Origin of the sequence: Microbacterium sp., from assembly GCF_035554235.1 — a bacterium.
In the GTDB taxonomy this organism is placed as follows: Bacteria; Actinomycetota; Actinomycetes; order Actinomycetales; family Microbacteriaceae; genus Microbacterium.
This window is the reverse complement of record NZ_DATMIO010000163.1, coordinates 1-23,562: the sequence shown is the minus strand read 5'-3', so window position 1 is coordinate 23,562 and position 23,562 is coordinate 1. Positions and strand designations below refer to the sequence as shown.

19 protein-coding genes are annotated in these 23,562 nt (G+C 70.3%); 9 read left to right on the top strand and 10 right to left on the bottom strand.

Going from position 1 to position 23,562, the window contains the following annotated elements; all coding sequences use genetic code 11:
* Positions 1–207 precede the first annotated feature (207 nt).
* Positions 208–1,674: an argininosuccinate synthase gene (gene argG / locus VNT50_RS08390; protein ID WP_325484658.1), complete on the top strand. Its 1,467-nt coding sequence runs from the start codon at positions 208–210 to the stop codon at positions 1,672–1,674.
* 307 nt (positions 1,675–1,981) lie between these two features.
* The gene (locus VNT50_RS08385; protein WP_325484657.1) at positions 1,982–4,690 is read left to right on the top strand and encodes a penicillin acylase family protein; all 2,709 of its coding nucleotides are present in this window, start codon (positions 1,982–1,984) and stop codon (positions 4,688–4,690) included.
* 85 nt (positions 4,691–4,775) lie between these two features.
* On the opposite strand, the gene mnhG is transcribed toward VNT50_RS08385, so the two are convergent.
* The 7 genes from mnhG to VNT50_RS08350 all read right to left on the bottom strand — a co-directional run bounded on the left by mnhG (position 4,776) and on the right by VNT50_RS08350 (position 12,287).
* A complete protein-coding gene (gene mnhG / locus VNT50_RS08380) occupies positions 4,776–5,174 on the bottom strand; it encodes a monovalent cation/H(+) antiporter subunit G (RefSeq protein ID WP_325484656.1) in 399 nt (132 codons plus the stop codon).
* A complete protein-coding gene (locus VNT50_RS08375; RefSeq protein WP_325484655.1) occupies positions 5,171–5,440 on the bottom strand; it encodes an MrpF/PhaF family protein in 270 nt (89 codons plus the stop codon). The genes mnhG and VNT50_RS08375 overlap by 4 nt, the downstream gene beginning before the upstream one ends.
* Entirely contained in the window at positions 5,437–6,027 is a 591-nt protein-coding gene (locus tag VNT50_RS08370; protein ID WP_325484654.1) for a Na+/H+ antiporter subunit E, read from the bottom strand. Before VNT50_RS08370 ends, VNT50_RS08375 begins: the two co-directional genes overlap by 4 nt.
* Positions 6,024–7,589 (bottom strand): Na+/H+ antiporter subunit D, encoded by a 1,566-nt coding sequence (locus VNT50_RS08365; protein ID WP_325484653.1) that lies wholly within the window; start codon positions 7,587–7,589, stop codon positions 6,024–6,026. Before VNT50_RS08365 ends, VNT50_RS08370 begins: the two co-directional genes overlap by 4 nt.
* A complete protein-coding gene (locus VNT50_RS08360) occupies positions 7,586–8,140 on the bottom strand; it encodes a Na(+)/H(+) antiporter subunit C (protein WP_325484652.1) in 555 nt (184 codons plus the stop codon). The genes VNT50_RS08365 and VNT50_RS08360 overlap by 4 nt, the downstream gene beginning before the upstream one ends.
* 22 nt (positions 8,141–8,162) lie before the next feature.
* Positions 8,163–11,165, bottom strand: coding sequence for a Na+/H+ antiporter subunit A (locus VNT50_RS08355; protein ID WP_325484651.1), 3,003 nt, complete (start codon positions 11,163–11,165; stop codon positions 8,163–8,165).
* Between the two features lie 75 nt (positions 11,166–11,240).
* Positions 11,241–12,287, bottom strand: a complete 1,047-nt coding sequence (locus tag VNT50_RS08350; RefSeq protein WP_325484650.1) for a LacI family DNA-binding transcriptional regulator — start codon at positions 12,285–12,287, stop codon at positions 11,241–11,243.
* Positions 12,288–12,376: 89 nt separating this feature from the next.
* On the opposite strand from VNT50_RS08350, the gene VNT50_RS08345 reads away from it, so the two are divergent.
* The 5 genes from VNT50_RS08345 (at position 12,377) to VNT50_RS08325 (ending at position 18,831) form a co-directional block, all read left to right on the top strand.
* Positions 12,377–13,621 carry an MFS transporter gene (locus tag VNT50_RS08345; protein WP_325484649.1) on the top strand — a complete coding sequence of 415 codons (1,245 nt, stop codon included), beginning with the start codon at positions 12,377–12,379 and terminating at the stop codon, positions 13,619–13,621.
* Between the two features lie 392 nt (positions 13,622–14,013).
* Positions 14,014–14,709, top strand: a complete 696-nt coding sequence (gene nucS / locus VNT50_RS08340; RefSeq protein ID WP_325484648.1) for an endonuclease NucS — start codon at positions 14,014–14,016, stop codon at positions 14,707–14,709.
* A 99-nt stretch (positions 14,710–14,808) separates the two neighbouring features.
* Positions 14,809–15,489 carry an HAD hydrolase-like protein gene (locus tag VNT50_RS08335; RefSeq protein ID WP_325484647.1) on the top strand — a complete coding sequence of 227 codons (681 nt, stop codon included), beginning with the start codon at positions 14,809–14,811 and terminating at the stop codon, positions 15,487–15,489.
* A complete protein-coding gene (locus tag VNT50_RS08330; RefSeq protein ID WP_325484646.1) occupies positions 15,486–16,739 on the top strand; it encodes a hypothetical protein in 1,254 nt (417 codons plus the stop codon). The genes VNT50_RS08335 and VNT50_RS08330 overlap by 4 nt, the downstream gene beginning before the upstream one ends.
* Positions 16,740–16,749: 10 nt before the next feature.
* Positions 16,750–18,831: a bifunctional lysylphosphatidylglycerol flippase/synthetase MprF gene (locus VNT50_RS08325; RefSeq protein ID WP_325484645.1), complete on the top strand. Its 2,082-nt coding sequence runs from the start codon at positions 16,750–16,752 to the stop codon at positions 18,829–18,831.
* A gap of 69 nt (positions 18,832–18,900) precedes the next feature.
* Here the strand turns inward: VNT50_RS08325 and VNT50_RS08320 are convergent, their stop codons facing one another.
* Positions 18,901–19,107: a cold-shock protein gene (locus tag VNT50_RS08320; protein ID WP_325484644.1), complete on the bottom strand. Its 207-nt coding sequence runs from the start codon at positions 19,105–19,107 to the stop codon at positions 18,901–18,903.
* 560 nt (positions 19,108–19,667) lie between these two features.
* Between VNT50_RS08320 and VNT50_RS08315 the strand changes: the two genes are divergently transcribed.
* Entirely contained in the window at positions 19,668–20,312 is a 645-nt protein-coding gene (locus VNT50_RS08315; RefSeq protein WP_325484643.1) for a GntR family transcriptional regulator, read from the top strand.
* Positions 20,313–20,322: 10 nt separating this feature from the next.
* The gene (locus VNT50_RS08310) at positions 20,323–20,817 is read left to right on the top strand and encodes a GNAT family N-acetyltransferase (protein ID WP_325484642.1); all 495 of its coding nucleotides are present in this window, start codon (positions 20,323–20,325) and stop codon (positions 20,815–20,817) included.
* A 36-nt stretch (positions 20,818–20,853) separates the two neighbouring features.
* On the opposite strand, the gene VNT50_RS08305 is transcribed toward VNT50_RS08310, so the two are convergent.
* Together VNT50_RS08305 and VNT50_RS08300 are read right to left on the bottom strand one after the other, a co-directional pair.
* Positions 20,854–21,777 (bottom strand): aldose 1-epimerase family protein, encoded by a 924-nt coding sequence (locus tag VNT50_RS08305; protein ID WP_325484641.1) that lies wholly within the window; start codon positions 21,775–21,777, stop codon positions 20,854–20,856.
* A gap of 153 nt (positions 21,778–21,930) precedes the next feature.
* Positions 21,931–23,505 carry a helix-turn-helix transcriptional regulator gene (locus VNT50_RS08300; protein WP_325484640.1) on the bottom strand — a complete coding sequence of 525 codons (1,575 nt, stop codon included), beginning with the start codon at positions 23,503–23,505 and terminating at the stop codon, positions 21,931–21,933.
* Between the last annotated feature and the right edge of the window lie 57 nt (positions 23,506–23,562).

Here is a 23,562-nt window from a genome sequence, read left to right as displayed (position 1 = left end):
CCCCACTGCACTCCGACGATGACGATGGCGGGCATACTTCACTCCTCGGGAAAGATCCGACGGTACACCCCATCCTATCGGGCGGCCCCGCGGGGCCTCGGTGCCCCCGGTACAGCCTCGCTCACTCGACGCCCACGGCGTCGCGCGAAGGGCCCGGGCCGCCCCCGCACGGCGGGCTCGGCATCCGGCCCTCACTAGACTTGAGGCATGTCGAAGGTCCTTACTTCCCTGCCCGTCGGCGAACGCGTCGGCATCGCCTTCTCCGGGGGTCTCGACACGTCGGTCGCCGTTGCGTGGATGCGCGACAGGGGCGCCGTCCCTTGCACGTACACCGGCGACCTCGGCCAGCCCGACGAGCCCGACATCGACGCCGTCCCCGACCGCGCGCTGGAATACGGTGCCGAGCTCGCGCGGCTCGTCGACTGCAAGACCGCCCTCGTCGAGGAGGGCCTCGTCGCCCTCGCGTGCGGCGCCTTCCACATCCGCTCGGGCGGCAAGACGTACTTCAACACGACGCCCCTCGGCCGCGCCGTGACGGGCACCCTGCTCGTCCGCGCGATGAAGGAGGACGGCGTCGACATCTGGGGCGACGGCTCGACCTACAAGGGCAACGACATCGAGCGGTTCTACCGCTACGGCCTGCTCGCGAACCCGAGCCTGCGCATCTACAAGCCGTGGCTCGACGCCGACTTCGTCACCCAGCTCGGGGGCCGGAGCGAAATGAGCCAGTGGCTCGTCGAGCACGGGTTTCCGTACCGCGACTCGGCCGAGAAGGCCTATTCCACCGACGCGAACATCTGGGGCGCGACGCACGAAGCGAAGACCCTCGAGCACCTCGACGTCTCGCTCGAGACCGTCGAGCCGATCATGGGCGTGCGATTCTGGAACCCCGCGGTCGAGATCGCGACCGAGGACGTCACCATCACCTTCGCCGGCGGTCGGCCGGTCGCGATCAACGGCGTCGACTACGCCGATCCGGTCGAGCTCGTCCGCGAGGCGAACCGCATCGGCGGCCGCCACGGCCTCGGCATGAGCGACCAGATCGAGAACCGCATCATCGAGGCGAAGAGCCGCGGCATCTACGAGGCCCCCGCGATGGCGCTGCTGTTCATCGCCTACGAACGACTGGTCAACGGCATCCTGAACGAAGACACCCTCGCGACCTACCACGAACAGGGTCGCCGCCTCGGCCGCCTCATGTACGAGGGGCGCTGGCTCGAACCGCAGTCCCTCATGCTGCGCGAGTCGATCCAGAAGTGGGTCGGCTCGACGATCAACGGCTCGGTGACCCTGCGCCTGCGCCGCGGCGATGACTACACGATCCTCGACACGACGAGCCCGAACCTCTCCTACGCGCCCGAGAAGCTCTCCATGGAGCGCGTCGGCGACGCGGCCTTCGGGCCGACCGACCGCATCGGCCAGCTCACGATGCGCAACCTCGACATCGCCGATTCGCGCTCGCGCCTCGAGCAGTACGCGTCGCTGGGTCTCATCGGCGGCGCGACGGGCGACCTCGTCGGCACCGTGACGCCGGGTGAGGCGGGCGAGATCACCGAATCGGCGACACCGACGGATGCCGCGGCCGACCCTTCGACGGGGCTCAGCGCAAGAGCGCTCGACGACGCCATCGAGGCGGCATCCGACTCGGCGATGTTCGACGCCGGCACCGACTGAAGCGCGAATCGTCGGCGCGGGCGCCGGCGGCACGTGCCGTTACTCGTCCTGCAGGTCCGGCCTCCTGGTTTGGGGCGCGATCCTTCCCTTGGGGCGCACGCGACGCGCCCCAAGGGAGGGAATCCGCCCCAAACCCGACAGCCGCGACGAGACCTTCCTTGTCCGGTGTCGTCGAGGCGATCGGCCACGGCCCGTCGCGCCTCCCGACGGGGTACGATGCCTGGGCAACACGCGACCCGATGAGTGGGCGTGAGGCTCACCGTCCACGAGACTGAGTCCCAGCGCGCACCTCATGAGAGAGCCCTCGATGACGAAGCAGGACATCGCGCCGACCCCGGTGGCAGACCCCGAGCCGGCCCCCCGCAAAGGCCGGGCCGGACGGATCATCGGACGCGCTCTGTTCGGCATCGTCGCGGGGGCCGTCGTGATCGCCCTGGTCGTCGCGGGCTTCGTGGTGTGGACGATCCAGCGCTCGTTCCCGACCGTGTCGGGCGAGGCCACGCTCTCTGGGCTCCACAACGCGGTGTCGGTGCAGCGCGACGAGCTCGGCATCCCCACGATCACTGCCGACAGCACCCACGACCTGTTCGCCGCCCAGGGCTATGTGCATGCGCAAGACCGCTTCTGGGAGATGGACTTCCGCCGCCACGTCACGAGCGGGCGGGTCTCGGAGCTCTTCGGGGAGTCTCAGCTCGGCACCGACAGCTTCCTCCGCACCCTCGGCTGGCGCGTCGTCGCCGAGCAGGAGGTGGCGGCGATGGACCCCGTCGTGCTCGGGTACTACGAGGCCTACGCCGAGGGCGTCAACGCCTATCTCGCCGATCACGCGGGGGCGGACCTCTCCCTCGAGTACGCGGTGCTCGGACTGCAGAACTCCGGCTACGAGCCCGAGCCGTGGGAGCCGGCCGACTCCGTCGCGTGGCTGAAGGCGATGGCGTGGGACCTGCGCTCGAACATCGAGGACGAGACGACCCGCGCCCTGCTCGCGCAGAGCTTCACCCCCGCGCAGCTGGCCGAGCTGTACCCCGGGTATCCGTTCCAGCGCAACCCCGTGATCGTGCCGACGCTCACGGGGGTGGCCGCGGCGAGCGCAGACGCTCAGCCGCTCAACACGCAGCAGGCCGACACCCAGCGGCTCAACACCCCGCCGCTCAACACGCAGCGGGCCGACACCCCGCAGGCCGACACCCAGCGGCTCGCCGCGGAATCGGATGTCGTGGCCTCCGGTGTGCAGTGGCGCGAGGTCTCCGACGTCGTGGCCGCCGCGAGCGTGCTGCTCGGCGGCGCGGGCGAGGGCATCGGCTCCAATTCATGGGTGGTCTCGGGCGATCTCACCGACACGGGGATGCCGCTGCTCTCGAACGACCCGCATCTGGGCGCGTCGATGCCCAGCGTGTGGCACCAGGTGCAGCTGCGCTGCAGCACGCAGACGGAGGAGTGCCCGTTCGACGTCGCCGGGTTCGGCTTCTCGGGCGTGCCCGGGGTGATCATCGGCCACAACGACCGCGTGGCGTGGGGTTTCACCAACCTGACGACCGACGTGACCGACCTCTACATCGAGAAGGTAGAGGGCGACCACTACTGGCGCGACGGCCAGCTCGTGCCCCTCGACATCCGCACAGAGACGGTCGCGGTCGCGGGTGGCGACGACGTCGAACTCGAGATCCGCGCCACGGTGCACGGGCCGGTCGTGTCTGGGCTGACCGGCGACTTCACGTCGATCGCGGATGACCCGTACCTCACCGACCCCACCGCGGAGGTGGCCGCACCGACCGGCGATCCGGCCGGCGAGTATGCGGTGAGCCTGCAGTGGACGGCCCTCCAGCCTGGGACGACGGCCGAGGCGATCTTCCAGCTCAACCTCGCCCGCAGCTGGGAGGACTTCCGTGCGGCGGCCGAGCTCTTCGACGTTCCGGCGCAGAACCTCATCTACGCCGACATCGACGGCAACATCGGCTACCAGACGCCCGGACGGCTGCCCATCCGCGGGGCGGGCGACGGGTGGATGCCGCAGCCGGGGTGGGACAGCGCGTACGACTGGCGGGGGTTCATCCACTTCGCCGAGCTTCCGACGATGCTCAACCCGAACGCCGGGTACATCGTGACGGCGAACAACGCGATCGTCGACGACAGCTACCCCTACTTCCTCTCCCGCGACTGGGATCAGGGCTATCGGGCCGCCCGCATCGTCGATCTCATCGAGCGGAAGGCCGCGGCCGGTCCGCTGACGGCCGACGACATGCGCGCGATCCAGGCCGACAACGAGTTCTGGATGGGCAAGCGGCTCTGCGCCGCCCTCAAAGACATCGAGATCGAGAGCAAGGGCGCGCGGCACGCCGTCGCGCTCATCCGTTCGTGGGACGCCCAGAACGCGGCCGACTCCGCCGCGGCCGCATACGCGAACGTCTACTGGAACACCCTCGTCGGGGCGATGTTCCTCGAGCGCGACGAACCGGCACCCGTGTCGGGCCAGGGTCGCCTCTTCACGGTCGTCGACGCGCTGCTGGATGACCCGGACTCCCCGTGGTGGACGAACGACGCCCTCGGCGTCACCGGGCGCGACGAGATGCTGGCGTATGCCGCGACCGCCGCCTACGACGAGCTCGTCTCACGGCAGGGCGCGAACGCCGCCAAGTGGAACTGGGGGGACCTGCACACGATCACCCTGACGAGCGAGACATTCGGCGCATCGGGCATCGCGCCGATCGAGGCCCTGTTCAACCGCGGTCCGTTCCCGGTCGGCGGAGGCTCATCGGTGGCGAACGCCACGGGCTGGGATATCGGCCAAGGCTACGAGACCGTCACCGTGCCGTCGATGCGGATGGTCATCGACCTGTCCGACTTCGACAGGTCGACGTGGAACCACCTCACCGGCACGAGCGGCCACGCCTACCACCCGAACTACTTCGACCAGACGGAGAACTGGCGCCACGCCGCGCAGACCGGCTGGGCGTTCACCGGCGACGCCGTGGCGGCCTCGACCACGGACACCCTGCGGCTGGTGCCGGCGGAGTAGGTCAGCCGCCGGCACGGTCGGCCGGCCGGCAGACCACGGGGTAGATCACCCGCCCGCAGCGTAGGTCACCCGCCCTCGGCGTAGGTCACCCGCCCGCCGCGGGCGGGGTCTCCCTCGACTCGCGGAGCTCATCCACGACGAGCCCGCGTTCGTCGAGTGTGCCGTTGCGGTGGGCCTGTCGGCCGACCATGTGCGCGGAGAGGGGCGCGGTCGCGAGCTGGATCAGCACGATCGGCACCAGGAATGCCACGACCTGCCACGAGCGCAGCGACAGGGCGATGGCGATGCAGATCAGCATCAGCCCGAGCACTTGGGGCTTCGTCGCCGCGTGCAGTCGCGTCGGAACGTCGCGGAGGCGCAGCACGCCGATCGCGGCGATGAGGCAGAGGAGCGCGCCGATCAGTACGAGCACGATGGCCACGGCATCCAGAATCGACCCGACATCCAGACCGAGCCAGGCATTCCCTGCGGGGTCGATGTTCATCGCGTCACGTTGTCCCTTCTCGCGACGAAGCGTGCGACGGCGATCGAGCCGAAGACGCCGACCGCGGCGATGATCAGCAGCACCGGGAGGGTGCGGGTGTGGTGGTTGAACACCATCTCGGCACCGAGCAGGCACATCACCTCGGTGAGCAGCACGTCGGAGGCGATCGCCCGGTCGAGGATCGACGGGCCCCTCGCGATGCGGACGACGGTGAGCAGCGCGGCCACCGAGAAGACGACGAGGATCACGACCACGAGCGCGTTCATGCGCCACTCCCTTCGGCGGCCCGCTGGGCATCCCGCTCGGCATCCCGGATCATCGCGAGCTGCGCCGACGAGCCGACCGCGCGCACGATCCGCGCCTCCCACTGCAGCACCTGCCGGCGCTGGCTCTCGACATCCTCCAGCGACCGCACGCCGATAACGTGCAGGTACAGCACGCGCCGATCGCGGTCGGCCTCGACGATGAGCGAGCCGGGGATGAGGGATGCCGTGACCGCCGTGTGCGTCATGATCAGGTCGTCGTCGGTGCGCAGCGGCACGGCGATGATCGCTGTGCCCGGCTGGCGGCGGAAGTCGAGCACCTGCCACGCCACGAGCAGCGACCCCGTGACGACGGCCCCGAGGAACCGGGCGACGAACACCGCCCCGTACCAGGGGTTCACGCGGCCCGACAGCTCGACCGGCGGCAGGCGGAACACGCGGGTCACCACGATCGCGACGATCAGCCCGGTCAGCGCCGCCAGCACGGTGAACTGCCCCCAGAGCAGCATCCAGAGGGCGACCAGCCAGACGAAGAAGGGCAGCTGCCGCCAGAGCTGGCGGAGTGCGGTGCGGCGGGTATCGGGGCTCATGGCGTCGCACCCCCGTCTTCGTCGCCCTGCAGCTGAGTGATCGACACCGGCTGCAGCAGGGCATCGCCGATGCGCGTGCAGACGTCGTAGAGCGGTCCGGCGAACACCGTGAGACCGATCGTGATCGCGACCATGCCCGCCGTCGTGGCCGACATGATGAGCGGGATGACCCGGCGCTCGGTCTGCACCCCCGCCGCCGGGGCGTTGCCGAGGTACGAGATGCGCGCCTCGGTCTCGGCGGAGTCGTCCTCTTCGCGCCAGAACGCCAGGTTCCAGGCGCGCATCAGCGCGTAGAGCGTCAGGAGCGAGGTCACGATGCCCGCGACGATCAGCGCCATCATGAGGGGCTCGCCCACCTCTGCCGCCGCGTCGAAGAGCGCGAACTTGCCGATGAACCCGGAGAAGGGCGGCAGTCCGCCCAGGTTCACCGCGGGGATGAAGTACAGCACCGCGATCACCGGCGCGGCGCGCATGAGGCCCTTGACGCGCAGGATCGACGTGCTGCCCGCGCGCCGCTCGATCAGCCCGACGGAGAGGAAGAGCGTGGTCTGCACGATGATGTGGTGGACCATGTAGTAGATCGTCGCGCCGATCGCCGCGGGAGTCGCGATCGCGAGCCCGAAGACCATGTACCCGACGTGGCTGACGAGAGTGAATGACAGGATGCGCTTGAGCTCCGCCTGCGCGACGGCGCCGAGCACGCCCACGATCATGGTCGCCAGCGCGACGATCAGCAGCAGCGTGTTGACGCTCGAGTCGGGGAAGAGCTGCGTCTCGGTGCGGATGAGCGCGTAGACGCCGACCTTCGTCAGCAGGCCTGCGAACACCGCCGTCACGGGCGCCGGGGCGGTCGGATACGAGTCCGGCAGCCAGAACGACAGCGGGAAGACCGCGGCCTTGATGCTGAACGCCACGAGCAGCAGGAGGTGGAGCACGAGCTGCACTTCCTGCGGCAGCTCGCCCATCCGCTCGGCGATCTGGGCCATGTTCACGGTGCCGAGCGCACCGTAGATCGCCGCGATCGCGGCCAGGAACAGGATCGACGACACGAGCGAGACGACGATGTAGACGACGCCCGTGCGGATGCGCGACTCGGTGCTGCCGAGGGTGATGAGCACGTACGACGCGACGAGCAGGATCTCGAAGCCGACGTAGAGGTTGAAGAGATCGCCCGCGATGAAGGCGGTGAAGATGCCCGCCGCCAGGATGAGGTACGAGGGGTGGAAGATCGAGACCGGAGTCTCGTCATCGTCGTCGGCGGCGCCCTGACCGACCGAGAAGAGCAGCACCGCGAGCAGCACGACGCTCGAGACGGCGACGAGCAGCGCCGCGAGGCGGTCGACGTAGAGCACGATCCCGAACGGAATGGGCCAGCCGCCGACCGACACCGCGATCGCCTGCCCGCCGTCGACGGCGACGAGCAGCGTCGCCGCGATCACGAAGACGATCGTCAGGGTCACGATCGAGACCGTGATCTGCAGTCGCCGGCGGCGGCCGAAGGTGAGGGAGATCGCGGCCCCGATCAGGGGCAGTGCGACGAGGAGGGGAACGAGGGCGCTCATCGCTCGTCCCCGCCCGTGCTGCCGGTCGTCGGGCTATCGGATGACGGTCGGTCGGTCGGGGCGTCATCGCGGATCGAGGGGATGTCGCGCGCGTGCAGCACCGTGATGGGGGCGGTGTCGACGCCCACGAAGTCGGTCGTGGCGGAGTCGTCGACGGTGACGGCGTCGTCCTCCATGACGTCCTCGGCCTCTGCGCCGCGGTCGCGGACGGCGATGTCATCGAGGTCGTCCTCGAAGGTGTCGGCCTGGCCCAGCTGCCACGAGCGGTAGATCATCGCGAGGAGGAACGCCGAGACGGCGAAGGTGATCACGATGGCGGTGAGCGTAAGGGCCTGGGGGAGCGGGTCGCTCATCTCCTCGGGGGAGGCCGCGGCCCCGAAGAACGGGGCGACGCCCGGCTGGCCCATCACGATGAGCAGCAGGAGGTTGGCCGCGTTGCCGAGCAGCAGGAACCCGATCAGCACGCGGGTGAGGCTGCGCTCGAGCATCGCGTACACGCCGCACGCGAAGAGCACGGCCATGATGACGATGAGCGTCAGCGAGACATTCATACGGAGCCCGTCGAAGCATCCATCAGCTGTCCGCCCCGCGGGTGCGCAGCTCCTGCGCCTGGCGGTCGACCTCCGCGCCGAGGCTGCGCAGCACATCGAGCACGAGCCCGATCACGACGAGGTACACGCCGACGTCGAAGATCGTCGAGGTGACGAACTCGATGTGCCCGAGCACGGGGATATCGCCCTCGAAGAACGTGCTCGTGAGGGGGGCGGCCCCGAAGAACAGCGGCACGACGGCGCACGCGATCGCGAGTGTCATGCCCGTGCCCAGCAGCATCCCCGCATCGCCCGGCGCGGCCACGCCGAGCTCGTACCGCCCGCCCGCGATGTAGCGCATCACGAGAGCCATGCCGGCCACGAGCCCGCCGGCGAAGCCGCCGCCCGGCAGGTTGTGTCCCGCGAAGAGCAGATAGATCGACACGACGATGATCGTGTGGAAGAGGATCCGCACGACCACCTCGAGGATGATCGAACGGCTCTCGGGTCGCATCCGCTGCCCGCCGAGCAGCCAGGCGCGGGGGCTGTCGCTGTTGGCGGAGGTCTGCAGGCGCACCCCCTCGGCGGTCTCGACGAGGGGCCGGCGGCGCGTGGTGCGGCTCTTGGTGCTGGGCACGGGATGCGTCGCGGCGGGAAGGCTCGCCGAGCGGTGCGTGACGAAGACGAGGGACGCCACTCCGGTGGCGGCGAGGATGAGCACCGACAGCTCGCCCATCGTGTCCCAGCCGCGCAGATCGACGAGGGCGACGTTGACGACGTTCTTGCCGTGGCCGAGTTCGTACGCGAGCGCGGGGAACCGATCCGAGATCGGGTCGGCCACGCGGGCCCCCGTGGCGACGATCGCGACGACCGCCATCGTCACCCCCACGCCGATTCCGAGCACGGCCCGCGCGAGCGGCCACACCGAGGCATTGTGCTCGCCCATCCGCGCGGGCAGGCGGCGCAGCACAAGAGCGAACGCGACGAGGGTCACCGTTTCGACCAGCACCTGCGTGAGGGCGAGGTCGGGCGCACCGCTCGTGGCGAACAGCAGCACCATCCCGAGGCCCGTCACCGATACGAGCACGACGCCCGTGTAGCGCTTCGTGGCCCGCACGGCGAAGATCCCCGCGGCGATCATGAGCGGGGCGACCACGAGCTGCATGGGCGTCTGCCAGGGGTCGAGGTCCGCGGTCCACTCCCCGCCCGCGACGAGGGCGGTGCCCTCCGCCGCCACGAGCACGACGAAGATCGTCCCGACGTAGACCGGGAGCGATCCGCGCTGGGTGAACGTCGTCGTGGCGACCGAGAGGCGATCCACCCCGCGGAGCGCAGCGTGGTAGCCGTCGGCGGCGGTGAAGCGCAGCATCCGCGGCTTTCGATCCCACCCCGTCGAACGCGACGCCAGGAACATGATCGCGCCCACCAGAACGGTCGCGAGCGAGAGGGAGAGCTCGGGTTCGAGCCCATGCCAGAGGGCGAGATGAGAGGTCTCGGCAGGCGGCGCGACGCCCGGCGTCGACGCCGGCGCGGTGTCGGCGTACGGCGCGAACGCCCAATCGAGCACGGGGGCGAAGAGTCCCGCCATGACCGTGAGCCCAGCCAGCGCGACGGGTGCGCCGAGAAAGCCGATGGGCGGATCCGGCCATGCCGTCACCGGCATGGGCGTCGCGTCGGGGGTCTCGTTCGTCGCGCCGGTGCCCCTGTTCGTCGCGCGGGTGCCCCTCGTCGCGCGGGCACCCCGCTTCGTCGCGAACGCTCCCCAGAGGAAGCGGATGCCGTAGGCCATCGTGAGGGCGGACCCGACGGCCACTCCCACGAGGGCGACCCAGCCCCACGCGGATCCCCCGAGCGCTTCGTTCAGAAACGCCGTGAACGCGCCCTCCTTGGCGACGAAGCCGACGGTGGGGGGGATGCCGACCATCGAGGCGACCGCGATGACCGAGAACGTCGCCATGACGGGCGCCTGCCTGCCGACGCCGCTGAGCTCGTCGATGTCTCGCGTGTTGAGCTGGCGGTCGATCACCCCGACCACGAGGAAGAGGGCCGACTTGAAAAGCGCATGGCTGAGCAGCAGCGCGAGTCCGGCAAGGGCCGCGTCGCGCGTGCCATAGCCGAGCACGACCGTGAGGAACCCCAGCTGGCTGACCGTTCCGAAGGCGAGCACCCGCTTGAGGTCCGTCTCGCGGAGGGCCTGTATCCCTCCCAGCAGCATCGTGGCCACCCCGAGGCCGAGCACGATCGGGCGCCATGGCGCGGCATCCGCAAATGCAGGCGCGAGGCGCGCGAGCAGGTAGATGCCCGCCTTGACCATCGCCGCCGCGTGCAGGTAGGCGCTGACGGGGGTGGGCGCCGCCATCGCACCCGGGAGCCAGAAGTGGAAGGGGAATATCGCCGACTTGCTGAGCGCCCCCACGAGCAGCAGCACGAGGGCCACGTCGACGACGGGGCCGGTCGGCACGTCGGCGATGATCGTCGACAGGCTCGACGTTCCCGCCGCCACGACGATGAGCACGACGCCGATCAGCATCACGAGCCCGCCGAACGTCGTGACCAGGAGCGCCTGCAGGGCCGCACGGCGGCTGCCCGCGCGGCGGTGGTAGAAGCCGATCAGGAGGTACGAGAGCACGCTCGTGACCTCCCAGAACATCACCAGCACGACGATGTCATCGGTGAGCACGAGCCCGAACATGGCACCCGCGAAGGCGAGCAGCACCGCGGAGAACTGCCCGAGCCCCTCGGACTTGTCGCGGAAGTACCAGCGGCAGTAGAGCATCACGAGCGCCCCGACGCCGGTCACGATCAGCGACAGCAGCCAGCCGAGCGTGTCCATCCGCATCGACAGCTCGATGCCCAGCGGCGGGATCCAGTCGTATGACTCGAACGGAATGTCGCCGTTCGCGACGGCCGACGACTGGGCCGCCGTGTAAACGAAGGCGGCGGTGGGCAGCACGGCGGCGATGTAGAACGCGCGGGCTCCCAGGCGTGCCGCGAGCCACGGAAAGGCCAGGGGAGCGAGGGCGAACGCACCGAGCAGGAGCAGCATCGGCTTCTCCTCTGGCTCGTCGGCCGGGGGTGCGGCACAGGCGGGCGGGTGTGATTGCAGTCTACCGGCGACGATTCAGGGGGCGGCCCCGGTCGTGTTGCCCTCGCGGAAGACGCACGTGAAGTGGATGGTCTCGACCGTGTCGCCCGCCAGCATCCGTGCGACGGCCTCGCCCGCTGCGCGACCCTTCTCGACGGCCGGCTGCACGAGGGTCGTCAGCTCGTACGGTGCGAGCCCGTCGACGGTGATCCCGTCGAAGCCCGTGACGCTGAGATCTTCGGGAACGCGGAGCCCCGCCCCCTCCGCGGCACGGATCACCCCGGCCGCGAGCAGGTCGCTCTGCGCGATGATCGCGGTCGGTCGCGGCTGTGCGGCGAGCAGGGTGCGGCCCGCTTCGAGGCCCTCGTCGATCGAGCTCGAGGAGGCCGCGACCGCGGGGGCGTCGGGATAGACGTCGCGCGCCCCGGCCAGCCGGTCGATCGTGACGGCGACGGTCGCGGCGGCGAGCCGCTCGTCATCGATCGGTCCACGAGCGCGCTCCGCGTCGAGGGGCAGCGCCGCGATGCCGACCCGCTCGTGGCCGAGGGCGCGGAGGTGGTGGGCAGCATGTCGCTGCGCATCGCGGTTGTCGAGGCGGATCTGGGGGACGCCCTCGCCGGCATCGCCCTCGACGACCACGACGGGGATGCCGCGGGAATGCACGATCTCGAGCGACTCGCGGATTCGTCCGCTGCAGCCCACGAGCACGACCGCGTCCAGCGGTGCGGTGCCGAGGCTCGTCCCGCCCTGCGCGCCGGCGTCGCTGTCGCGCAGCAGGAGGAGCCCTGCCCCGAGCGGCGCGACGGCGTCGGTGAGTCCGTCCATCAGGGCGGTCTTGACGGGATCGAGGAACGCGGTGCGCAGGTGCTCCTCGAAGACGACGCCGACGATGCCGCTGCGGCCCGTGCGCAGGGAGGCCGCTCGCGGGTCGGGACCGGAGTAGCCGAGCGACGCGGCGGCCTCGAGCACGCGGCGACGCGTCGCGTCGGTGACGGCGGTCTTGCCGCTGAAGACCACCGACGCGGTGGAGGCCGAGACACCCGCCGTGCGCGCGACGTCGGCGATCGTTGCCCTGATGCCCATCGAGACCTCCTGAGAATGAATCGTACGCGGTTGGTCGCCGGTGATCGAATCGATTCGATATTGTCGTGCCCGATCAGTATCGTGGGGCCATGGACGCCGTTCTCACCCGCTCCGAGCTCTCGCGCTGGCGGCTCGCCGTGTTCGCCATCTTCCTGGCGAGCGGCCTCAGCATCGCCACGTGGGCGTCGCGCGTCCCGGCCATCAAGGCGACCCTCGGCGTCGACAACATCCAGATCGGCTTCCTGCTGCTCGGCGCGGGGATCGCATCGATCCTCGGTCTCTCGCTCGCGCCCGTCGTGCTGGCGCGCTTCGGCGCGCGCCGGGGGATGCTCGTCGCGATCCTCGTCTTCGCGACCGGGGTGGTCGTCATCGGCGTCGGCACCGACGTCGCGCTGTCCTACGGGGTGGTGGCCGGCGGGCTCCTGCTCTTCGGCCTCGGCAACGGTGCGGTAGACGTCATGATGAACGTCGAGGGCGCAGCGATCGAGAAGCAGACCGGCAAAACGATCCTTCCGTTGTTCCACGCGTTCTTCAGCTTCGGCACGGTGATCGGCGCGGGACTCGGAGCCCTCGCCGCCGCGTGGGGCGTCAACCTGCTCGCCCACACGTCGGTGCTGGCAGTGGTGATCGCGGCGATCGCGTTCGGAACCTACGCGAACGTGCCGGCGCGCGAGATCACGATGGATGTCGACGCCGATCGGCCGCATTGGCGCGAGCGCCTCCACGCATCGCTCTCGGCGTGGCGCGAGCCTCGCACGTACGCGCTGGGGGTCATCATGCTCGGCATGGCGTTCGCCGAGGGCGGCGCCAACGACTGGCTCGCGCTGGGCATGGTCGAGGGTCACGGCTCCGACCAGGCGCTGGGCGCGCTCGGGCTCACGGTGTTCTCGGTAAGCATGACCGTCGTCCGCGTGCTCGGCGGGCCGCTCGTCGACCGCTTCGGCCGCGTCGCGACGCTGCGCGTGCTGGCCGCGACCGCGGCCGCGGGTCTGCTCGTGTTCATCCTCGCGCCGAACGTCCCGCTCGTGTTCGTCGGTGCGGCGCTCTGGGGCGCGGGGGTCGCGCTGGGCTTCCCGCTCGGTATGTCGGCGGCCGCCGACGACCCGGCCAAGGCCGCGGCCCGCGTGAGCGCCGCCGCGACGATCGGGTACATCTCGTTCCTGTGCGGGCCGCCGATCCTCGGGTTCGTCAGCGAGCAGATCGGGCTGCTGAACACGCTCTACATCCTCGTGGCGTTGATCGTGGCATCCGGGCTCGCCTCGGGCGCGGCCAAGCCGCTTCCCGGCTCGAACGTCGGCGCCGGGCACCCCCGCGAGCACTCGGCCCCGCGCTGAGCCCGGTTTGGGGCGCCATTCTTCCCTCGGGGCGCACGCGACGCGCCCCAAGGGAAGGAATCCGCCCCAAACCCGATCGTTGCGCCGCGAGCGCTCGGCCGGTCACCCCGGTCGTGATGCGATGCCCGGGGCGAGGCATCCCGGTTCGCCGTTCGAGGCGGGGCATGCCGGTTGGCGCGATGTCCGGCCGCGGCCTCCGGGTTTGGGGCGCCATTCTTCCCTTGGGGCGCACTCCCTCCGGGTTTGGGGCGCGATCCTTCCCTCGGGGCGCACCGCATGCGCCCCAAGGGACGGAATCCGCCCCAACCAGATCGTTGCGCCGCGAGCGCACGGGCGGTGCGACACACAGCCCCTGCCCGGCGCCATCAGCAACCGCGGGTAGGCTCATCGCCGTGCGTCTCGTCATCGCCCGCTGCTCCGTCGACTACGCCGGGCGCCTCAACGCGCACCTGCCGCTCGCCACCCGGCTGCTCGTCCACAAGGGCGACGGCAGCCTCCTGGTGCACTCCGACGGGGGCAGCTACAAGCCGTTGAACTGGATGAGCCCGCCCTGCCGCATGACGGTGGAAGTGCCGGATGCCGCCAGCGCGAGCGCGGGTGTCGTCGAGGTCTGGAAGGTCGTGCACCAGAAGACCGGCGACGCCCTCACCGTGCGCCTGCACGAAGTGCTGCACGACTCCGCGCACGAGCTCGGCCTCGACCCCGGCCTGCAGAAGGACGGCGTCGAAGCCGATCTGCAGCGGCTGCTGGCGGAGCAGGTCGGTCTGCTCGGCGACGGCGTCACGCTCGTGCGGCGGGAGTACCCGACGGCGATCGGCCCGGTCGACCTGCTGGTTCGGGATGCCGCGGGGGCGGCCATCGCCGTCGAGGTCAAGCGCCGCGGCGACATCGACGGGGTGGAGCAGCTGACGCGCTACCTCGAGCTGCTCGGCCGCGACCCGCACCTCGCGCCGGTGACGGGCGTCTTCGCCGCTCAGGAGATCAAGCCCCAGGCTCGCGTGCTCGCCGCCGATCGCGGCATCCGCTGCGTCACCCTCGACTACGACGAGATGAAGGGGATCGACTCCGGCATCCCCCGCCTCTTCTGACCCACCCCCTGCGCGAGACTTCACTTGCGCACCTTCCCAAGGCCCGCGAAGGTGCGCAAGTGAAGTTTCGTGCAGGTCGGTCGCCCGTAGGGTAGAGGGATGTCTCCGCGTTCCCCCTGGTCAGCCATCCTGTGGGACGTCGATGGGACGATCGTCGACGCTTCGGACGGCATCCTGCGTCGGCTGGCGATCACGCTCGAGCACTTCGGCCGACCGGCGCCCCGGCGCGACGAGCTCGCGCACTGGATCGGGCCTCCGATGTACGAGTCCTTCCAGGCGCAGGGCGGCATGACGCCCGAGGGCGCCGCCGAGGCGGTCTCGTTCTACCGCACGCTCGGCCTGGCCGACGGGTACACCACCGGCGCGAAGCTGTATCCCGGCGTCGCCGAGCTGATCGCCCGCCTCCACCGGGCGGGGGTGCCGCAGGCCACGGCGAGCTCCAAGCCCGAGGTGCAGGTGCGCGCCCTGCTCGAGCATTTCGGCCTGACCGACTGCTTCACCGCCATCGTCGGCGCGACGCCCGACGAGAAGACGCTGAGTTCGAAGACCGACATCGTCGCCGAGGCGCTGCGTCGGCTGGAGGCGGCGGATGTCGACACCGAGCGCAGCGTGCTGGTCGGCGATCGCCACCATGACGTCGAGGGCGCGGCGGCCAACGGCCTGCCGACGATCTTCGTGCGATGGGGCTTCAGCTGGCCGCACGAGGCGGATGCCGCATCGCACGCCGTCGACGACATCCGCGAGCTCGACTCGCTGCTGCTGGTGGGCGCCGCGGAATGAGCGAGGCCCTCGACGCCCTCCTCCCCGCGGCCGTCGTCTTCGGGCTGGCGGCCCTCGCCGTCGTCGTCGCGGTGTGGACGGTGCACCGGGCACGGCGCAGCCCCCGGGCTCGGGCGGCGGCGGAGGCGCAGCGGGCTCAGGCGGGGAGCGTCCTCATCGCGCTCGATGACGCGGTCGGCGACCTCGACATCGAGGTGGGGCTCTCGGGGGCTCTGTACGGCGGCGACTCCGCGGCGATGCTCCGCCGCGCCCGGATGTCGGCGCAGCACGCCCGCGACCAGGCGTTCCGCGAATACCGCGACATCTCGGGCAGCGACATCGCGCCCCCCGCCATCGCCCGCACCGCGGAGCGCATCCGCACCCGTTGCGAGAAGGCCCTGGCGGCCGTGGCGGCGGCGCGCGCGACACACGCCGAATGGATGAGCGCCCACGTGTCGGTGCCCGATCAGGTCGAGGCGGCATCGCGCCGGCTCGCCGAAGTGCGCGCCATGATCGGCGATCCGGCGGCGCTCGTGCACGAGCTCTCGACGCGCTTCGACGAATCGGAGTGGCGTTCCGCGGCCGACGCCGCCCGTGCCGCGCTCGCGGCGGTGGACACCGCCCGCGACCTGCTGGCCGCGGCAGCCGCAAAGGCGGCGGATCCCTCCCTGTCGGCACTGCCCGAAGTGGCCGCGGCCGAGCGTGCGCTCCGCACGGCCCGGGCCGAGGCCAACGCGCTCGAGGAGGCCCACCGCCTCATCACCCAGGCCGCGGCCGCCGTTCCCGATGAACTGGAGGCTGCTCGCGCCGCCGTCCGGCAGGCGATCGCCCTCAGAGACACCCTGCCGCCGACCGAGGCCGACCGTCTCGGCACCGCCATCCGCCAGGCCGACGCCGCGATCGCCGAGATCGAGACGGATGCCGCCCGCCGCCCCACCGCGACGGTCGACGCGCTGGCGCGCCGGCGCACCGCGCTCGACCTCGCCCTCGGCGATGCCCGCACGGCGCAGCAACGGCTGCGCGGCGCGCGCACCGCGCTCCCCGGTACGCTCGCAGCGGCGCGCGGCGCGATCGCCCAGGCGGAATCGGCCCTCGCGCACGCGCCCACGAACGCCGACGCCCGGGTGCGGCTCGCCTCGGCGCAGGACGAGCTCGCTGCGGCCCGGCAGAGCGGCGACCCGGTCGCCGCTCTCGATGGGGCCCGGCGGGCGATGCGCGACGCCGAAGACGCCAAGGCCCTGGCCGACTACGCCCGAATGGGGCCGCGCTAGCCTGAGTCCCATGACAACGGGAACCGCCGTCGCCGCGGAGGCCGTCGGGCGCCGGTCGCCCCTCCTCACGGTGCTGCGCGGCATCCCCGTCACGATCGCCACGATCGCCGTGCTGCTGATCGTCGGAGTGATCAGCCAGAGCCTCTGGCGGCCCTTCGAGGATCAGCCCGCGTTCGAGGTCGTGGCATACGGCCTGCCGGCGTTCGAGGCGGGACGCTGGTGGACGCCCCTGACGGGCACGTTCTTCGTCGTCGAGCCGTGGGTCTTCATCCCGACGCTCCTCGGCTTCGCGGGCATGGCCTTCCTGGAGCACCGGCGCGGCTCGCGGGTGGCGCTCCTGTACTTCTGGCTGGGGCAGCTCTTCGCGATCTTCGCGACGGCGGCGTTCCTGGTGGGCGCGAGGCTGCTGCCGTGGCCGTGGGCGATCGAGCTCGCGCAGGGGATGGATGTCGGCCCGTCCGGCGGCACGATGGCCTGCATCGCCGCGGCGGTCGGCCTCCTTGCCGCGCCGTGGCGTCAGCGCGGATGGGTCGTGGTCTTCGTCTACGCCTCGATCAGCCTCCTGTTCCTCGGCACGCTCGCCGACGTCGAGCACGCCTTCGCGATCCTCCTCGTGCTGGGCATCGACCGGTCGTTCCGCATCCAGCGCACGACGATCCGCGAGCAGCGGCTGCTGGCCTTCGCCACCATCCTCGCGCTGGGGATCATCCAGATCCTGACGCTCCTGATCCCCACGAACGGACCGTTCGGCTCGACCGAACCCCTCGAGGGCCCGTGGATCGACGTCGCGATCGACACCGTCGTGATCGTGCTCATCGCTCGGGGCCTGCGTCGCGGCCGGCGGTGGGCGTGGGTCGTCTCGCTCGTCTGGATGTCGCTGAGCGTCATCACGGTCGCGCTCATCCTGGTGCTCGTGATCGTCGACCCGAAGGCCGTCGCCACCGATATCGGCGATATCGACGTCAGCCTGAGCAGCACGGTGCTGAGCATCGCGTTCTTCGTCTACCTGATCGCGACCCGACGCGCCTTTCGAGCGCGCCGGCGTCGCGCGCTCGCGGGTGCCGGGGCCACGGATCCGGCCGACGTCAAGGCGATGCTCGCCGCCGACGGCGGGGGCACGCTGTCGTGGATGGCGACGTGGGACGGCATGGACTACCTGCGCACGTCGACGGGCATCGTGCCCTTCCAGACCCACGCCGGTGTCGCGATCGTGCTGGCCGATCCGCTCGGCCCGGCCGACGGCATCCGCACCTCGATCGACGAGTTCGTCACCGCAACCGAGGCGCAGGGCCTGATCCCGTGCTTCTTCAGCGCGAGCGGTGCGACGCGCGACGCCGCACCGGAGGGATGGCGCGCCCTGGTCGTCGCCGACGACACGATCGTCGATCTGCCGGGCCTGACGTTCCAGGGCAAACCGTGGGCGCGCGTGCGTCAAGCCTTCAGCCGCGCGGAACGCGACGGCATGACCTTCCGGGTCAGTACGCTCTCCGCCGAGCCGTGGGGGATCCGCCAGCAGCTCCGCGCGATCTCCGAGTCATGGGTGGGCGATAAGGGGCTGCCCGAGATGCGCTTCACCCTGGGAACGCTGCAGGAGGCCGAAGACCCCGAGGTGCGCCTCGCGCTCGCGATCTCGCCCCAGGGCGATGTCGACGGCTTCCTCAGCTGGCTGCCGGTGTTCGGGCCGGGCGGCGGCCATCGTGGCTGGACCCTCGACCTGATGCGCCGGCGCGACGGCGGCTTCCCCGTCGTCATGGAGTTTCTCATCGGAACGTCGGCCCGCACGTTCCGCGACGAGGGCGCGGAGATCATGTCGCTCTCCGGGGCCCCGCTCGCGCACGAAGCGGAGCCGGACGCGGGCGCGATCGCGTCGCTGCTCGGGCAGCTGTCCGCCTCGCTCGAGCCGGTGTACGGGTTCAAGAGCCTGCATCAGTTCAAGACGAAGTTCAATCCGCGCTATGAACCGATCTACCTCCTCTACCGCGACGAGGGCGACCTTTCCCGCATCGCCGCGGGACTGACGCGCGCGTTCCTTCCCGACGCCACACTGCGCCAGTTCGCCGCCGCGGGCGTGGACCTCGTGCGCGGCCGCTGAAACCCGGCGGCAGGCGCACGACGACGCCCGCACCGGAGAAGACCCGGACGGGCGGCCGCCGTGGGTGCCCTAGAGGGGGCGGATGTTCTCTGCCTGGAGGCCCTTGGGCCCCTGAGCCGTGTCGAACTCGACGCGCTGGTTCTCCTCGAGCGCGCGATAGCCGCTCGACTGGATCGCCGTGTAGTGGGCGAAGACGTCGGCTCCACCCTCGTCAGGGGAGATGAAGCCGAAGCCCTTCTCCGCGTTGAACCACTTGACAGTGCCCGTGCTGGTCATTCTTTGCCGTTCTTCAAGGGGTGCGCGACGCGTGGCGCCGCACGGTACATCGACGCGACAACGCTAGTGGAGCGCGGCGGGCGTCGACAGGATGCGGCGAAAGATGGTGACACAAATGTTGCATCTCTCCGCGCCGTCCATACGACGCCCGGGCCGAGTGAGACACTGCAAAGCCCGGGCGTCGACGGATCCCCCCGGATAGGTCACGCCAGGCGTGACCGCCCCACTCTACCGATATATCGGTTCTCCGCAACCGGGAAAAACGTCGGGAGTCACGGTGACGGGTGGATCTTCACGAGCATCGGAGTCCCGCGCTCCTCAGCCCCGGGTTTGGGGCGCGATCCCTCCCCCCACCCCGGGTTTGGGGCGCATTCCCTCCCCCCACCTCGGGTTTGGGGCGCATTCCCTCCCTCGGGGCGCAAGAGATGCGCCCCAATGTCGCGGACGCGCCCCAAACCCGGGGCGCGCGCCCACCGCGCGAGCACCCACCCGCGCCCGAGAAAACCTCGAGAAACGCCACGTGAAATCACGCAGACGCACAAAGTAGACTTCTCCCGGCCATGAGCACAGAAAACCTCCTCTCCAGCCGCGACCCGCGCAGCGCGGTGCTCGGCGATGAGATCTACACGATCCTTGGTGAGGCGATCCGCGACGGGCGGCTCACCCCCGGTCAGCGGCTGCGCGACATCGAGCTCGCCGCTGCTCTCGGCGTCTCGCGCACGCCCGTGCGGGAAGCGCTGCAGCGCCTGGAGCGCATCGGCCTCGTCGACGTCTCGCCGAACCGCTACACGCGCGTCTCCGTGCCAGACGAGAAGGTGCTCGCCGACACGTACGAGTACCTCATCTACTCCATGGCGTTCGGACTCCGGATGTCGCTCGCGCGATGCAGCGACGACGAGCTGTCCGCCGCGATAGCCCTCGCCGACGGCATGATCGAGGCATCCACCACCGGCGATGTCGCCGCGCTCGTCCGTGCGAGCTATGCCTTCTACGAGCACATCAGCAAGACGACAGGCAACGTGGTCTTCCAGACCATCATGCGCGAGGCCGGCCCCGCCTTCGGGCGCAACCTCGACAGCTGGCGCCCGGCGAGTGTCGACCCGCCGCAGCCCACCGTGTCGTACGGAGCCCTGCGCGACGCGGTCGCGGCGCGCGATGGCGCCGAGGCCGAGCGGATCATGCGCATCCAGCACGACATCAGCTGATCGGCGTATCGTGACCGCCGTGGGTCATGTGGATGTGAGAGCCGTCGACGACGACGACCTCGACGCGATCTTCGAGATGATGCGTGACCCCGAGGCCGTCGCGATGGCCGCATTCACTGCGGACGATCCCGGCGATCGTGCGGCCTTCGACGAGTGGATGTCGCGACACCGGCACTCACCGGATGTCGAGATGTTCACGGTCACCGAAGACGGCGGCTTCGCCGGCTCGGCCGCGCTCTTCACGATCAGCGGCGACCGCGAGGTCACCTATTGGATCGCGCGACACGCCTGGGGCCGCGGCGTCGCCACCGAGGCCCTGCGCCTGCTCGTCTCTCGCGAGCCCGTGCGCCCGCTGTTCGCGCGGGTCGCCACGCACAATGTCCGCTCGGCGGCGGTGCTGCGCAAGGCGGGCTTCACGGAGGTCTCGCGAGACCGGGCCTACGCGCCCGGCGTGGGCGCCGAGATCGAGGAGATCGTCTTCACCCTCGTGCCCGCCATCGAGTAGCGCGGACGCCGCCGCGTCGAACGACAGCGCGGGCGCTTACGCCGTGACGGCCGAGATGCTCCAGGATGCCGTGTGCGATGCGCCCGGTTCGAGCACGATCAGGTCGGTGCCCGAGTTGAACGCGTCGGGCGGGCATGTCATCGGCTCGACCGCGAGCCCGAGGCGGTGACCGGGGCTGCCGGGGCGGTCGGCCGTGTGGATCTGCACCCAGGGCAGCTCCACACCGAACGACAGCTCGACGCCCGTGCCCGCACTCGTGAGCACGCGCACGGTGGCCAGGCCGTCATCCGAGCGGTTCAGCGCCGTGAAGGCGTGGTCGATCGCGGTCGCGGCGATCGGGCTCGACGTGCGGAAGTCGAATTCGGGATGGGCGTCGACCGACTCGACGGCGATCGGCAGGAGGCGGTCGGGCGTGACCGTCAGCACCTCGTCGGCCGGGAGCTCGAGCCGCCAGTCGTCGACCGTTCCCGCGCCCGCCACGAGGTACGGGTGGGGGGCGGTGCCATACGGAGCGGGCACGGCGCCGAGGTTCGTCGCCGTTACGGTCTGGGTGAGCCCGGTCCCGTCGACGGCGTAGGCGACGTCGACCCGCACCGGGAAGGGGTACCAGGTCTGGGCCGGGATGACGACGGACAGCGTCACGGAATCGGGGGCCTTGTCGATCGCCTCGAAGTCCAGCCAGCTGACGAGGCCGTGGATCGCGTTGTGCCGCGCGGGCTCGGTCAGCGGAAGCTGATAGTCCGTGCCGCCGAAGGAGTAGCGGCCGTCCGCGATGCGGTTCGGCCACGGAGCAAGGGTGACCCCCCGCGAGGCGGGGCGCACCTCGTCGGCGCCGAACGGCACCACCAGGTCACGGTCGGCGTGCTGCAGACTGCGCAGCGTCGCGCCGACGCTCGCGATGATCGCGCAGTAGTCGCCGGAGCGGATGGTGTGCTGGGTGCCGGAGAGAGGGGTCGTCACGGTCTTGCCTTTCTGGTGCTGGATCGCACGATGAGTTCGGGGACGCGCGGGGGAACGGGCACGTCCGACTCCTCATCCTGCAGCATGACGAGCACTGCGCTCATCGCGTCGCGCCTCGACATCCTGGCGGATCAGCATCTCGGCGGTCCGCCCCTACGGCCCGTCGCGGCGTGGGCCGATCAGATGGCGGTCGAGAGCAACGGCGATTGCCCGGTCGCGAGTGGAAACGCCGAGCTTGCGGTAGATGCTCCGGAGTTGGGACTTGACCGTATTGACCGAGACGACGAGTTCCGCAGCGATTCTCGCGGTGGACTGATTTCGCACAAGGGATTGCAGCACAGCGACTTCGCGCGGGCTGAGCAGTCGCTCGGCATCGATCTCGAGGATCAGAGGAGCCTCGGGCAGGCCTGTGAGCAGACCTCCGTAACCGGCATCGCGAAGCGCGGCCAGCACGCGGTCGTAGTCACCGCGGGGAAGCAGCAGCAGCGCGAGACGCTGATGCGTGTTCTCGAGGAGGGCCCCCAGGCGGTCGAGCCGGGCATGGAGGCGCCCGCGTTCCGAGAAGCGCAACATGGATGCCGCCTCGAGAGCGGCGTGCGCGGCCCGCTCTCTCGCAGTGAGACGCGCTCCGTCGACCTTACGAAGACACTGCAGACTGGCCCCGAGATTGCCCAGCGCCAGTTCGGCGCGAGCTTGCGCGATGAAGCGGGAGGGGGATGCCGGGCCGTCCCGTTGCAGAATGACCAACGCCGCATCGGGGTTGCCCAGCGCGGTCAGAAGGAGTGCGCGCGTCGGCGCGAGAATGCTTCGGGTCGCCCCTGATCGACCCTCACTCCCTCGGGATGCAGCGAACGCGTCCAGCCCGGCGAGGGCGTGACCCGGCCGACCGGCGAGCAACTCGGTGTACACCTCGGTCACCGCGATCGCGATCCAGTGTTCGATCGTGGTGCGATCGTGGACCATTGCGTCGAGATGATGTGCGGCGCGCTGCGGGTCGATCTCATCGAGTGCCACCCAGGCTTCGGCGATGCGGTAGAACGTACCCGGATACATCGACTGAACGACATCCGGCCATGATCGTTCTCTCACCAAGCCGATATAGCGGTACGCCTCCGGGAGTTCGCCGTGCAGGGCGTGGATTCCCGCGAGCATTGCGAGGTTTGTGAACCCGTGCGGGTAGCTTCCTGACGGCATCTCCGCCAGCCCATACTCGAACGCGGTCAGAGCGCCGTCGACATCACCGGCATAGAACAGCGTCGTCCCGAGTTGACCGTAGAGCCGCGGCAGAGCACGGACACTTCCCCGCTCCTCGTTCGACATCTCGTGCAGCGCCTGAAGGGCAGCTCGCGCCGATCGCAGGCCAGACGTCGCGCGTCCCAGCAATCGGTAGGACACGCTCGCCGAGGTCATGATCAGGGCACGATCCAGCGGCGCGACGTCCCGCCTGTGAGATCCGGCCGCGCGCGCGGCGCCGATGAAGAACCTGAGTCCTTTGATCCTGCGATGGGGTGCCACGTAGTGAACGAGGCCCGCGAGCATCGCCAGCAACGGGGCTCTCGAGGCTTCGTTCGACATCCGCTCGACAACGTCGACGAGAGCGCGTCGGTCGCCGCTGAGCAGGTCGAACCAGCCATCGCGCACCACCGACATGGCGCGCGGGATGTCGTTCTCGTCCAGCGCTTCAGACAGGTGAGCAAGATAGCGGGGGTTGTGGGGAAGGTCTGCCAACAAGCTCGCCTCAGCCGCGGGTTGTCGGCTGTGCTCCGGACTATTGGGTGCTAGATC